Consider the following 13,059-nt stretch of genomic DNA (forward strand, 5'->3'; position numbering starts at 1 on the left):
CGCCCTGTTTTTTTTTGGAAGAAGGTACTTATGAGCCACAGTGACACTATTGTTGCCCAGGCGACGCCTCCCGGCCGTGGTGGCGTCGGTATTCTGCGTATTTCCGGTGGCAAAGCCGCTGAAGTGGCGCAGGCCGTGCTGGGCAAGCTGCCGAAGCCGCGCTACGCCGACTATCTGCCCTTTAACGATGCTGATGGCAGCGTGCTGGATCAGGGCATCGCGCTGTGGTTCCCGGGTCCGAACTCCTTCACCGGTGAAGATGTGCTGGAACTGCAGGGCCACGGCGGTCCGGTGATTCTCGATCTGCTGCTGAAGCGCATCGTGGCGCTGCCGGGTGTGCGCATTGCGCAGCCGGGCGAGTTCTCGGAACGCGCCTTTCTGAATGACAAGCTCGACCTGGCGCAGGCAGAAGCGATTGCCGATCTGATTGATGCCAGCTCCGAGCAGGCCGCCCGCTCCGCCGTCAACTCGCTGCAGGGTGCCTTTTCACTGCGCGTTAATGCATTAGTGGAAGCACTTACTCACTTGCGCATCTATGTGGAAGCGGCGATTGATTTTCCGGATGAGGAGATCGACTTCCTTTCCGACGGCAAAATCGAAGCGCAGCTGAATGCGGTGATCGGCGATCTCAACGGCGTGCGCGCCGAAGCGCGTCAGGGCAGCCTGCTGCGTGAAGGGATGAAGGTGGTGATTGCCGGCCGTCCCAACGCCGGGAAATCGAGCCTGCTCAACGCACTGGCTGGACGCGAAGCAGCGATCGTCACGGATATCGCCGGCACCACGCGTGACGTGCTGCGCGAGCACATCCACATCGACGGCATGCCGCTGCACATCATCGATACTGCCGGTTTGCGTGAAGCCAGCGACGAAGTGGAACGTATCGGCATTGAACGCGCCTGGCAGGAGATTGAGCAGGCGGATCGCGTCCTGTTCATGGTGGATGGCACCACGACTGACGCCACTGAAGCCGCCGCCATCTGGCCTGATTTCGTGGCGCGCTTACCAGCCGCGTTGCCGATTACCGTGGTACGTAATAAAGCGGACATGACCGGTGAAACGCTGGGCCTGACAGAAGTAAATGGCCACTCACTTATTCGCCTGTCGGCGCGCACTGGCGCTGGCGTCGATACGCTGCGCGAGCACCTGAAACAGAGCATGGGCTTCGCCGGCAATATGGAAGGCGGCTTCCTCGCGCGTCGCCGCCATCTGCAGGCGCTGGAGTTAGCAGCCACTCACTTACAGCAGGGCAAAGAGCAGCTGCTGGGAGCCTGGGCGGGCGAACTGCTGGCCGAAGAGCTGCGGCTGGCGCAGCAGGCGCTGAGCGAAATCACCGGCGAGTTTACCTCCGACGACCTGCTGGGCCGGATTTTCTCCAGCTTTTGTATTGGTAAATAGTCGCCGTCACAGGTCGCCATAAATGGCGCCCCTACAGGGGATTCATGCGATGCTGCAGGGTGCGCATTTAGGCGCACCGGGATCGCTACCAACATACATCTTTGTTATTTGGCGCGCCTTCGACTTTGTCGTATAACGGTTGAGGGTCGCCGCGTAAACGCAGCGGCCCCATCCATTATTCATGCTAAAAATCAGGCGCAGGTTGTTGCCTGAACAGGAGAGAAACATGAGTACACCGCTCGACAGCGTGGCGCTGAACGCGCTGTTTACTGAAGCCCGCACCCATAGCTACTGGCAGGATAAACCGATTTCGCAGGAGGTGCTGAAGCAGCTCTATGCGCTGACGGCGCTGGGACCGACCTCAGCCAACTGCTCGCCGGGCCGCTTTGTGTTCGTGACGTCTCAGGAAGGTAAAGAGAAGCTGAAACCGGCGCTCTCCTCAGGCAATGTGGATAAGACCATGGCGGCACCGGTGACGGTGATTGTGGCGTGGGATCCGACCTTTTATGAAGCACTGCCAAAACTGTTCCCGCATGGCGATGCACGCAGCTGGTTTACCAGCAGCCCGGATTTGGCCAAAGAGACCGCGTTTCGCAACAGCAGCCTGCAGGCGGGCTATCTGATTCTGGCGGCCCGCTCGCTGGGACTGGATGCCGGCCCGATGTCCGGTTTTGATCCGGCTAAAGTTAACGCCGCGTTCTTCAGCGAAAATAACTGGCAGGTCAACTTACTGATCAACCTTGGCTATGGCGAAGCCAGTAAGCTGCATCCGCGCCTGCCGCGTCTGAGCTTTGACGAAGCCAGCAAATTTGCCTGATACGTTAAGCAGCGCAGCCGCACGACGCGCTGCGCCATGACTTAGCCCAGCGAGTGAAAACCGCTGTTGAAGTAGACCATCGGCGCTGTCGCTTCGCCCGGCAGCGCAATACCCACGATACGCGCCAGCAGCACGCTGTGGGTGTTCCACTCCACCGTTTTTTCCAGCTGACAATCGAAGCTCACCAGCGCATCAGCCAGCACGGGCGCGCCCGTATTAAGGGTTTGCCATTCACCGCTCTGGAAACGCTCAGCGCGGCGCGTCGGCGAGCTGAACTGCGCGCACAGGTCATCGTGCTGCTCGCGCAGAACGTTCACGGCAAAGTAGCCCGCCTGCAGAATGGCATCGTGGCTTGATGCGCTGCGGTTAACGCAGACCAGCAGGCTGGGCGGTTCCGCTGCCAGTGAACTGACCGAGGTGGCGATCAGCCCGAACTTTTCCCCGCTGGATGAGGTGGTCACCAGCGAGACACCGGCAGTGAGACGGCGCATGCCGTGACGAAATTCATCCAGCGAGATCGATTCCTGGCGAGCAAGAGAGGTAACAGACATAACAACTCCGACGTGCATGGTTTGCGATGCGCACGATTGGCAGATAGGTGAATAATTTAAGCACTTCATTGTGCAGCTCTTTCCTGTCCAAATCCTACACCACATCCGCCGCTTCGGCACCCCATCCGACACCAATGTGCAAAAGCCTCATATTCAATTGCAGCTCATGGCAATGAGATTCGCCTCGTCCTTATCTGAATTTACTGGCTACCCAGTGTAAGCCGGATGCAAACCCATGAGAAAATTCTTACAATAGCCCTGATGATTATCCGACCATTTTCACGGAGCGACAGATGGCTAGTCATTTTGTTCGTTGGGTGGTTAACCCGCCCCTCACCCCAGAGACCATGCGGGTTCCACAGGATGTGATGACCAGCGCCGGGCACCTGCCTGATAAGCGCCGCGGCCGCTTTCTTGCCGCACGCGCGCTGCTGGCCCAGCTGATGCTGCGCGTCTATGGTATTCGTGACCTGCCACCGCTGATCGCCAGCAGCAGCGGTCGTCCCTGCTTCGCCGATCCTAATCTGCCTGACTTCAGTATCTCCTATGCCGGTAACATGGTCGGCGTGCTGCTGGCAGAAGAAGGCGGGCGCGCTGGCCTGGATATGGAAATCGTTCGGGCGCATAGCCGTCAGGCGCAGGATGCCCTCACGCAGGGGCTGTCATCGGGTGAAAAGGCGTGGATTAACGCCCAGCAGGATTTTATGGAAGCGGTGACGCAGATCTGGACGCTACGCCAGAGCATCCTCAAACTGACCGGCGAAGCCAACAGCGGTATTGATGCGCTGCGGCTGCATCCGGCGGCCGGCCGGCTGCGATCCAGCGTCTATCCCGATATTCAGGCGGTGTGTGATGCCGAGCCGACGCTGGTGTGGTCCTGCGCGCTGTCGCCCGGCACTGAGCGTTTACGGCTGTGGGATATTGATGCGCAGCAGCAGTGGCAGTCGCTGCGCGATGTGGAGATGAGCAAACCCAACATCGGGCCGCGCACCCTGCGCCTCACCAGCCTGCCCGGCGAGCGTGTTGCCAGTCAGCCGGAAGTCAGGCATCCCGGATAACCAGGCCGCACCCGCGGCCTGTTGCGTTTAGTGCGCGTCGATAAAAGCGATTTTCAGCACAAACAGCAGCGCCACCACCACCACGCACGGGCTGATTTCACGCCAGCGTCCGGTGCCGAGTTTCATCACGCAGTAAGAGATAAAACCGAGCGCAATACCTTCGGTGATCGAGAAGCTGAACGGCATCATCGCCGCCGTGACAAACGCCGGCACCGCTTCGGTGAGATCGTCCCAGCGCACGCGCGCCAGCGAAGCCGTCATCAGTACGCCGACATAAATCAGCGCGCCGGCCGCCGCATAGGCGGGCACCATAGCAGCCAGCGGCGACAGGAACATCACCAGCAGGAACAGGATGCCGGTCACTACCGCCATCAGGCCGGTACGGCCACCAATCGCCACGCCGGATGAGCTTTCGATGTACGCCGTCACCGAAGAGGTGCCGATCAGCGAACCGGTGACGGAGCTGATGCTATCCACGTACAGCGCCTGTTTCATGCGCGGAAAAGTACCTTTCTCATCGGTCAGGCCCGCTTTATCAGTTACGCCAATCAGCGTACCGGACGAGTCAAACAGATTGACCAGCATGAAGGCGAAGATCACGCCCGCCATGCTCACGTTGAACGCGCCTTTGATATCGACCTGGCCGACCACCGAAGTGATGGCCGGCGGCGCGGCGAACAGCCCGGTAAACTTCACGTCGCCCAGCAGCAGACCGATCGCGGTGGTCACTACGATAGAGACCAGCACCGCCGCGTGGATGTTGCGCGACGCCAGAATCGCAATGATAAAGAAGCCGAGCGCGCCGAGCAGCACGTTGTGCGAGGCCAGGTTGCCGACGGTCACGATGGTGTCCGCGTTGGGCACAATAATACCGGCGTTTTTCAGCCCCATCATGGCGATGAACAGACCAATACCGGCGGTGATGCCCACGCGCAGGCTGAGCGGAATATTGGCGATCATCCAGTAGCGTACGCGCAGCAGCGTCAGGATCAGCAGCCCCAGCGCACCCCAGAAGATTGCACCCATGCCAACCTGCCACGAGTAGCCCATCGCACCCACCACCACAAAGGCAAAGAAGGCGTTGAGGCCCATGGCCGGTGCCAGCGCCACCGGCAGATTGGCCACCAGCCCCATCAGGATGCTGCCGAACGCAGCAATCACGCAGGTGGTAACAAACACCGCCTGGGTGTCCATGCCTGCGGCACCAAGAATCTGCGGGTTAACGAAGACGATGTACACCATCGTCAGGAAAGTAGTGAAACCGGCAATCACTTCGGTGCGCGCGGTGGTTCCGTGTTCCTGCAGCCTGAAAATACGCTGCAAAAGGCCCTGCTCGTTCATTTCGCTGTTCCGATGAAAAATTTATCGCCGCGTATCCTATAGCCTTTAGCGCCGCAAAACACTGATTTTTCGCAACCGGTTGCCTGGGGTCGCTTTCTGCGCTGAGTGCGCTAGAGTGACAGCTTATTGTTTACTAAAAGGATGAGGCGCGATGTCAGTTGAATGTATCTTTTTTGATTGCGATGGCACGCTGGTCGACAGCGAAGTGATCTGCACGCAGTCCTACGTCAACACCTTTGCCCGTTACGGTATCGAACTCTCGCTGCAGGAGATGTTTGAGCAGTACAAAGGGGTGAAGCTTTACGACATCATCCGCGATGTGACGGCACAGCATCAGGTGACACTGCCGCTGGCTGAGGTGGAGAGTGCCTACCGCGCGGAAGTGGCGCGCCTGTTTGATCTTGATCTGCAGCCGATTGCCGGCGCCAGAGCGCTGGTGGAGCGCGTGAAGGTGCCGATGTGCGTGGTGTCGAACGGTACGGTGAAGAAGATGGAGCATTCACTGGGGCTGACCGGCATGCTGCCGTATCTGAGCGGACGCCTGTACAGTGGCTATGACATTAATCACTGGAAACCGGATCCGGAGCTGATGTATCACGCGGTGGAACAGATGCAGGTGCCGATTGAAAAGTGCATTCTGGTGGATGATTCAGAGGCTGGCGCGCGGGCTGGCATCGCCGCTGGCATACCGGTGTTTTATTACTGTGCCGATGCACACAATCCGGTGATTGATCACCCGCTGGTGACGCGTTTTGACGATATGGCGCAGCTGCCAGCGCTGTGGCGTGCGCGTGGCTGGGATTTGGTCAGGTAAGTGCGCGCAGCCCCCTCATCCCAGCCTTCTCCCGCCAGCGGGAGAAGGGGCCGATCGAGCGAGGCTGAACAAAAGTGCCCACCCACATACCGCACCAGACGGTTCCCTCTCCCGCCAGCGGGAGAAGGGGCCGATCGAGCGGGGTTGAACAAAAGTGCCCACCCACATACCGCACCAGACAGTTCCCTCTCCCGCAAGCGGGAGAGGGTTAGGGTGAGGGGAAAAAATCACCCAATCGCGCCCAGCGAATCCTCATTGCCCTGGCTTTTTGGCAGCAGGAACAGCGTAGCGACAATATCCAGCAGATAAATCAGCGCCAGCAGCGTAATCGCAGCGGTGAACGAAATATGCGTGGCCAGCATGCCGATCACCAGCGGACCGAAACCGCCGACGCCGCGGCCGAGGTTGAACAACACATTCTGCGCGGTGGCACGCGCCTGCGGTGGGAAAGTGTCCGAGATCAGCGCGCCGTAGCCGCCAATCATGCCGTTAACAAACATCCCCATGATGGCACCGGTAAACAGCATCACCGTCGGGTCGCGCAGCTGGGCGTAAACCACCACCATCGCCACGGCGCCAAACTGGTACAGCAGGAAAATCTTCCAGCGCGCAAAGCGGTCCGCCAGCACGCCGAACAGCCAGATGCCGAACGTCATGCCCACTACCGTAACGGCCGTCCACAGGCCGGATTTGGTCAGGCTGAAGCCGAAGCTGGAAGAGAGATAACTTGGCATCCAGATCATCAGGCCGTAATAGCCAAAATTCTGCACTGAACAAAGAATCAGAATGCCGAGGCTGGCTTTGCTGGTGGCGCGATCGGCAAACAGCAGTTTAATGCGCGCGGAAAAGGAGAGCTGCGGGGCTTTTTCCACATGGCGGGTGAAGGCTTCCGGCTCGCCCATGCTGCGGCGAATCACAAACGACACCAGCGCCGGCAGCAGGCCAACCAGGAACATACCGCGCCAGCCAATCACGCTCAGCAGCGGCGGCGTGATAAAGGCCGCCAGCAATACGCCGAGCTGCCAGCCGATACCGACCCACGCCGAGGCGCGGTTACGCTTCTCCTTCGGCCAGGCTTCGGCAATCAGCGCCATGCCGATGCCAAACTCACCGCCCAGCCCCATGCCGGCCAGCGTACGATACGCCAGCAGATCCCAGTAGCCCTGCGCCACGGCGCACAGCCCGGTGAACAGCGAGAACATCAGGATCGTCACGGTCAGAATGCGGATGCGGCCGTAGCGATCGCTCAGATGACCAAACACAATGCCGCCGACCACCGCACCGATCAGCGTCCAGGTCACCAGCGAACCGGCCTGCGACGCATCCAGCGCCAGCGACACGCTGATCGCCGGCAGCATAAAGCCCAGAATCAGCAGATCAAATCCATCCATGGCATAGCCGCTGACGGCAGCCACCATCGCTTTCGCCGGCGTAACGGCGGTTTTGTTGTTATTTGCAGAGGACATAAAACAGCACCTGGCAGAAAAATGTGCGCCAAGTATAAAGAGAGCGGCAGGTTGAGAACAGGCAGAAATCAAGCGCACTGCCTGTCAGCCTCAGCGCTAACAGGCAGTCATCACGTCAATCAGGAGGGTTTATTGCTGCCGTCGTCGCCCGACAGCAGTTCATCCAGCTTGTCACCGCCAACGTGACGGAAATCCTGACCTTTCACGAAATAGAAGATAATTTCGCAGATGTTCTGGCAGCGGTCACCGATGCGCTCGATGGCGCGCGCGCAGAACAGCGCGGTGAGCACGCTGGGAATGGTGCGCGGATCTTCCATCATGTAGGTCATCAGCTGGCGCACAATACCTTCGTACTCTTTATCCACCTTTTTGTCTTCGCGGTAGATCTTGATGGCTTCGTTGAGATCCATGCGCGCGAAGGCATCCAGCACATCGTGTAGCATCTGCACGGTGTGATGCCCGAGCGACTCGAGGCTCACCAGCAGCGGCAGATGCTGCTGACCGAACTTCTCCAGCGCGGTACGGCTGATCTTCTCCGCCACGTCGCCGATGCGTTCCAGCTCCGAAATGGTTTTGATGATCGCCATCACCAGACGCAGGTCGCTGGCGGTAGGCTGACGCTTGGCGATGATGCGCACACAGGCTTCATCAATCTCCACTTCCATCATGTTGACCTTCTGGTCACCGTCGATCACCCGGCGCGCCAGTTCGCCATCCTGGTTGTGCATCGCAGTGATGGCATCGGTAAGCTGCTGCTCAACCATGCCGCCCATGATCATCACCTGGGTGCGAATGTGCTCCAGCTCCGCATTGAACTGACCGGAGATATGTTTGTTCAGATTTAAATTATCCATGTTTCTCTCCTGAATCAGCCGTAACGACCGGTGATGTAATCTTCTGTCTGCTTCTGCGCTGGCTTGGTAAACAGCGTGTCGGTGTCGCTGAACTCAATCAGCTCGCCCAGATACATAAACGCAGTGTGATCGGAACAGCGCGCCGCCTGCTGCATGTTGTGGGTCACGATGACCACGGTGTAATCCTGCTTCAGCTCGGTGATCAGCTCTTCGATGCGTCCGGTAGAGATCGGATCCAGCGCCGAACATGGCTCATCCAGCAGCAGCACTTCCGGGCGAATCGCGATGCCGCGCGCGATGCACAGGCGCTGCTGCTGACCGCCGGAGAGACTGTAACCGCTCTGGTGCAGCTTGTCTTTGGTTTCATTCCACAGCGCGGCTTTGCTCAGCGCCCACTGCACGCGCTCATCCATATCGGCACGCGACAGCTTCTCAAACAGCCGCACGCCAAAGGCGATGTTGTCATAAATCGACATCGGGAACGGCGTCGGCTTCTGGAACACCATGCCTACGCGCGCGCGCAGCAGGGCGATATCCTGATGCGATGCCAGAATGTTGTCGCCATCCAGCAGAATTTCACCCTCAGCACGCTGCTCCGGATAGAGCGAGTACATTTTGTTGAAGGTGCGCAGCAGGGTGGATTTGCCGCAGCCCGACGGACCGATAAACGCCGTCACCTGGTTTTTGGCGATATCCAGATTAATGTTCTTCAGCGCGTGGAACTTACCGTAGTGGAAGTTCAGATTGCGCACCTGAATTTTACCGGCAGAAGGAGTTGCCATACTCATTGCTCATCTCTCATGTGCAGCGCCGCCGAAGCCGCGCCGGAAAATTAGTGTTTGCCTTTGGCGAAAATCACGCGCGCCACGATGTTCAGCAGCAGCACGCACAGCGTAATAATCAGCACACCGGCCCACGCCAGGCTCTGCCATTCGGCAAACGGGCTCATGGCGAATTTGAAGATGGTCACCGGCAGGTTGGCCAGCGGCTGCATCATGTCGGTGCTCCAGAACTGGTTCGACAGCGCGGTGAACAGCAGCGGTGCGGTTTCACCGGCAATGCGCGCAATCGCCAGCAGCACACCGGTAATGATGCCGGAGACCGAGGCTTTCAGCGTAATCGCCGAGATCATCTTCCACTTCGGCGTGCCCAGCGCATAAGCCGCTTCACGCATGCTGTCCGGCACCAGCCGCAGCATGTTCTCGGTGGTACGAATCACAATAGGCACCTGCAGCAGCGCCAGCGCTATCACACCGGCCCAGCCGGAGAAGTGCTGCATCTGCGCCACCACGATGGTGTACACGAACAGGCCGACCACAATTGACGGTGCGGACAGCAGGATGTCGTTAATGAAGCGAATCACTTCCGCCAGCCAGTGCTTGCGACCATATTCTGCCAGGTAGATACCCGCCAGAATGCCCAGCGGCGTGCCAAAGAAGGTGGACCAGAAGATCAGCAGGCCGCTGCCCGCCAGGGCGTTCGCCAGACCACCGCCCGCGGTGTTGGGCGGCGGCGTGGATTCGGTAAACAGCGTCCAGCTCAGGCCATCGATCCCTTTCGTGACGGTGGTGAACAGGATCCAGATCAGCCAGAACAGGCCGAACGCCATGGTCAGCAGCGAGAGCGTCAGGGCAATTTTGTTTTTGGTGCTGCGCCACGCCTGCATTTTACGGCGTGAGGCTTCCAGCTCGGCGCGCGCCTGCATTTCAATTGCTGTCATGAACGGGCTCCTTCACTCTTCGCCAGACGCAGGATCATCAGTTTGGAGATCGCCAGTACGATAAAGGTAATCACGAACAGAATCAGGCCAAGCTCCATCAACGCCGCCACGTGCACGCCGGATTCGGCTTCGGCGAACTCGTTCGCCAGCGCTGAGGTGATACTGTTGCCGGGCATAAACAGCGACGCGCTGTCCAGCTGGTAGGTATTACCGATGATAAAGGTGACCGCCATGGTTTCGCCCAGCGCGCGGCCGAGACCCAGCATTACGCCGCCGATCACGCCGTTTTTGGTGAACGGCAGCACGATGCGCCAGATCACTTCCCAGGTGGTGCAGCCGATGCCGTAGGCCGACTCTTTCATCATCACCGGCGTCTGTTCGAACACATCGCGCATCACCGAGGCGATGTAAGGGATAATCATGATTGCGAGGATCACGCCCGCCGCCAGAATACCGATGCCGAAAGCCGGACCGGAGAACAGCGCGCCGACGATCGGGATATTTGCCAGCACCTCGCCAACCGGCGTCTGGAAATACTCCGCGAACAGCGGAGCAAAGATAAACAGGCCCCACATGCCGTACACGATGCTGGGAATGGCCGCCAGCAGCTCAATCGCGGTACCCAGCGGACGGCGCAGCCAGTTTGGCGCCAGTTCGGTCAGAAACAGGGCGATACCGAAACTCACCGGCACCGCGATGATTAAGGCAATCAGTGAGGTTACGAGGGTGCCGTAAATCGGCACCAGCGCACCAAATTCTTCGTTTGGCGCATCCCAGGTTTTGCTCCACAGAAAGGAGAACCCAAATTTCTGGATGCTCGGCCAGGAGGAGAAAATCAGGGAGACGATAATGCCACCCAGCAGCAGTAACACGATCAGCGCGGAGAGCTTCACCAGCGCGCCGAATATCATGTCGCCTTGCTTGCCCGGTGCTTTAAACGTCGGCTTAGTGGCAGCCATAGAATTCTCGATCTCAGAGGGTAATCAGGGCGGCAACAAGGCCGCCCATCAGGCTGGCCAGCGCGGACGCTGGCCGGGTCATACACTTACTGGTACAGCGCTTTACCGGAACTGTCTTTGATGTTGGCTTTCCAGGCAGCACGAATCTGATTCGCTACGCTCTCTGGCAGCGCTGCGTAATCCAGCGCCGTAGCCGTTTTGCTGCCGCCTTTGTACGCCCAGTCAAAGAACTTCAGCACTTCACTGCCCTTCTCCGCATTCGCCTGCTCTTTGTAGATCAGGATGAAGGTGGTTGAGGTGATCGGCCATGCATCGTTGCCTTTCTGGAAGGTCAGATCCTGGGCAAAGGATTTGCTCCAGTCAGCGCCTTTAGCGGCGTTCGCAAAGCTGGCTTCGCTCGGTGCCACTGGCTTGCCATCGGCATCAACCAGTTTGGTGTAAGTCAGGTTGTTCTGTTTGGCGTAGGCGTACTCTACGTAGCCAATCGAGCCTGGCAGACGCTGTACAAACGCGGCCACGCCGTCGTTACCTTTACCGCCCAGACCGGTTGGCCAGTTGACGGTGTTGCCTTTACCGATTTTGCTGTTCCAGGTCTCGTTCACTTTAGACAGGTAGCTGGTGAAGACGAAAGAGGTGCCGGAACCATCCGCGCGGCGCACCACGTTGATGTTGGTGTCTGGCAGCTTCACGCCCGGGTTCAGTTTGGTGATCGCCGGATCGTTCCACTTTTTGATGGTGCCGAGATAGATGTCGCCGACCGTTTTACCGTCGAGCGTCAGCTCACCAGATTTAACGCCGGGAATGTTCACCGCCAGCACCACGCCACCGATCACCGTCGGGAACTGGAACAGGCCATTTTTCTGCAGATCTTCTTCTTTCATCGGCGCATCGGACGCACCGAAATCCACGGTTTTGGCGATGATTTGCTTCACGCCACCCGAGGAACCAATACCCTGATAGTTGATTTTGCTACCGGTGGCTTGCTGATACTCTGCTGCCCACTTGGCATAAACCGGTGCCGGGAACGTCCCGCCTGCGCCTGTCAGGTCGGTGGCTGCAAAAGCAGAAACCGCGCTTACTGCGAAGGTGGCGGCGAGAATTCGGGCTACGGTGCTACGCATCAGTGTCATGTTCCCTCCAGGGGATTAAAAATCAGGCTTGACGCCGTTTTAGTAAGAGTCATTGATTGCTGCTGGAGGCAAAATAGGACAGTTTGATGACAGTGAAATGTACGAATTGTGACAGTTATATGACAACCGGGTCGGCTGGCAAATCAGAGGTAATTAATGAAAACCACCGTGCTGCCGGTAAAGTTACCGGGACTGGGGGTTGTTGAGGAGAGCGTCGAAATCAGCGTGAACGGCGTCGTCACGTTAGCCCGCACTAATTGCGGTTTATTCAGGCTCCCGTCAGCCAGTGATAACAGCGTACTGATGTTGTTGCTCAGTTTGAGGATATTGATCCCACCGGCAAGCGCAAAACTGATATTCACATCACGGTTGCAGAAAAGCGAGAAGTTAACGCTGGCTTTGGCGCCATTAACGGCGGCCGGGGCCAGCGTACCATGATTAATATTCAGCGCGGCTCCGCTTACCGAACAGGATACCGGCACCACCGGAATGTTGACGCAAGGTGCCCAGGGCGCAACCATTCCGGAATAGTCAGTTACGGTCGCGGAGGCTGTCACAAAGCTGCCGCAGTATGAACTGTAATAACGGGTATCTGAGTTACGCAGAAACTTGCCACCCCGACCATTAAAACGGATAAAACGTTCAGCCACCGAGGCCAGGCTCTCGCCCTGATCGACGTAAATTTGTGGCCCGCCCGCAGCGCTGAATACGGTGCCATGCCCGATAAACCAGGCGCTGACACCGATGCCTGCTGCGCAGGTTCTCTCTGAAGAGTTACAGCGGGCATAGCCGGATATCATACCGACATCCACCACTGACCAGGTAATTTCAACCTGGCTTGCGTTGACCCAGCGAATGCCATCCACGCGCGGGGCTTCCATCGCTTGCGCTGAAAAGAACAGCAGCAGGCCAGCAAAAAAAGCCAGATAGCGGAAAACAAGCCCTGTTAGCATT

13 protein-coding genes are annotated in these 13,059 nt (G+C 58.4%); 4 read left to right on the forward strand and 9 right to left on the reverse strand.

The window, feature by feature from the left end; all coding sequences use genetic code 11:
- Nucleotides 1–30: 30 nt before the first annotated feature.
- Both mnmE and KOL70_RS12280 read left to right on the forward strand, forming a co-directional pair.
- A complete protein-coding gene (mnmE, locus tag KOL70_RS12275) occupies nucleotides 31–1,395 on the forward strand; it encodes a tRNA uridine-5-carboxymethylaminomethyl(34) synthesis GTPase MnmE (protein ID WP_088516155.1) in 1,365 nt (454 codons plus the stop codon).
- Nucleotides 1,396–1,621: 226 nt separating this feature from the next.
- On the forward strand, nucleotides 1,622–2,212 hold the full coding sequence (locus KOL70_RS12280; RefSeq protein WP_021506918.1) for a malonic semialdehyde reductase: 591 nt from the start codon (nucleotides 1,622–1,624) through the stop codon (nucleotides 2,210–2,212).
- A 41-nt stretch (nucleotides 2,213–2,253) separates the two neighbouring features.
- Here the strand turns inward: KOL70_RS12280 and KOL70_RS12285 are convergent, their stop codons facing one another.
- Nucleotides 2,254–2,763: a flavin reductase family protein gene (locus KOL70_RS12285; RefSeq protein ID WP_031279601.1), complete on the reverse strand. Its 510-nt coding sequence runs from the start codon at nucleotides 2,761–2,763 to the stop codon at nucleotides 2,254–2,256.
- A 293-nt stretch (nucleotides 2,764–3,056) separates the two neighbouring features.
- On the opposite strand from KOL70_RS12285, the gene KOL70_RS12290 reads away from it, so the two are divergent.
- Nucleotides 3,057–3,821: a 4'-phosphopantetheinyl transferase superfamily protein gene (locus KOL70_RS12290; RefSeq protein ID WP_215480722.1), complete on the forward strand. Its 765-nt coding sequence runs from the start codon at nucleotides 3,057–3,059 to the stop codon at nucleotides 3,819–3,821.
- Nucleotides 3,822–3,848: 27 nt separating this feature from the next.
- Here KOL70_RS12290 and KOL70_RS12295 read toward each other — a convergent pair whose 3' ends face one another.
- On the reverse strand, nucleotides 3,849–5,162 hold the full coding sequence (locus tag KOL70_RS12295; protein ID WP_058770726.1) for an NCS2 family permease: 1,314 nt from the start codon (nucleotides 5,160–5,162) through the stop codon (nucleotides 3,849–3,851).
- Between the two features lie 151 nt (nucleotides 5,163–5,313).
- On the opposite strand from KOL70_RS12295, the gene yieH reads away from it, so the two are divergent.
- Nucleotides 5,314–5,976, forward strand: a complete 663-nt coding sequence (gene yieH / locus KOL70_RS12300) for a 6-phosphogluconate phosphatase (RefSeq protein WP_215480723.1) — start codon at nucleotides 5,314–5,316, stop codon at nucleotides 5,974–5,976.
- A gap of 227 nt (nucleotides 5,977–6,203) precedes the next feature.
- Here the strand turns inward: yieH and KOL70_RS12305 are convergent, their stop codons facing one another.
- The 7 genes from KOL70_RS12305 to KOL70_RS12335 all read right to left on the reverse strand — a co-directional run bounded on the left by KOL70_RS12305 (nucleotide 6,204) and on the right by KOL70_RS12335 (nucleotide 13,058).
- A complete protein-coding gene (locus KOL70_RS12305) occupies nucleotides 6,204–7,442 on the reverse strand; it encodes an MFS transporter (protein ID WP_088516154.1) in 1,239 nt (412 codons plus the stop codon).
- Between the two features lie 119 nt (nucleotides 7,443–7,561).
- Nucleotides 7,562–8,296 (reverse strand): phosphate signaling complex protein PhoU, encoded by a 735-nt coding sequence (gene phoU, locus KOL70_RS12310; RefSeq protein WP_021506924.1) that lies wholly within the window; start codon nucleotides 8,294–8,296, stop codon nucleotides 7,562–7,564.
- Between the two features lie 14 nt (nucleotides 8,297–8,310).
- Complete coding sequence (gene pstB / locus KOL70_RS12315) at nucleotides 8,311–9,084, reverse strand: phosphate ABC transporter ATP-binding protein PstB (RefSeq protein ID WP_021506925.1); 774 nt, start codon at nucleotides 9,082–9,084, stop codon at nucleotides 8,311–8,313.
- A 44-nt stretch (nucleotides 9,085–9,128) separates the two neighbouring features.
- The gene (gene pstA, locus KOL70_RS12320) at nucleotides 9,129–10,016 is read right to left on the reverse strand and encodes a phosphate ABC transporter permease PstA (RefSeq protein ID WP_021506926.1); all 888 of its coding nucleotides are present in this window, start codon (nucleotides 10,014–10,016) and stop codon (nucleotides 9,129–9,131) included.
- Nucleotides 10,013–10,975, reverse strand: coding sequence for a phosphate ABC transporter permease PstC (gene pstC, locus KOL70_RS12325; RefSeq protein ID WP_136546232.1), 963 nt, complete (start codon nucleotides 10,973–10,975; stop codon nucleotides 10,013–10,015). Before pstC ends, pstA begins: the two co-directional genes overlap by 4 nt.
- 86 nt (nucleotides 10,976–11,061) lie before the next feature.
- Complete coding sequence (gene pstS / locus KOL70_RS12330; protein ID WP_021506928.1) at nucleotides 11,062–12,105, reverse strand: phosphate ABC transporter substrate-binding protein PstS; 1,044 nt, start codon at nucleotides 12,103–12,105, stop codon at nucleotides 11,062–11,064.
- A 143-nt stretch (nucleotides 12,106–12,248) separates the two neighbouring features.
- Nucleotides 12,249–13,058 carry a hypothetical protein gene (locus KOL70_RS12335; RefSeq protein WP_021506929.1) on the reverse strand — a complete coding sequence of 270 codons (810 nt, stop codon included), beginning with the start codon at nucleotides 13,056–13,058 and terminating at the stop codon, nucleotides 12,249–12,251.
- Nucleotide 13,059: the final 1 nt, after the last annotated feature.

Origin of the sequence: Pantoea sp. B270 (assembly GCF_018726825.1) — a bacterium.
GTDB classification, from domain to species: Bacteria; Pseudomonadota; Gammaproteobacteria; order Enterobacterales; family Enterobacteriaceae; genus Pantoea; species Pantoea dispersa.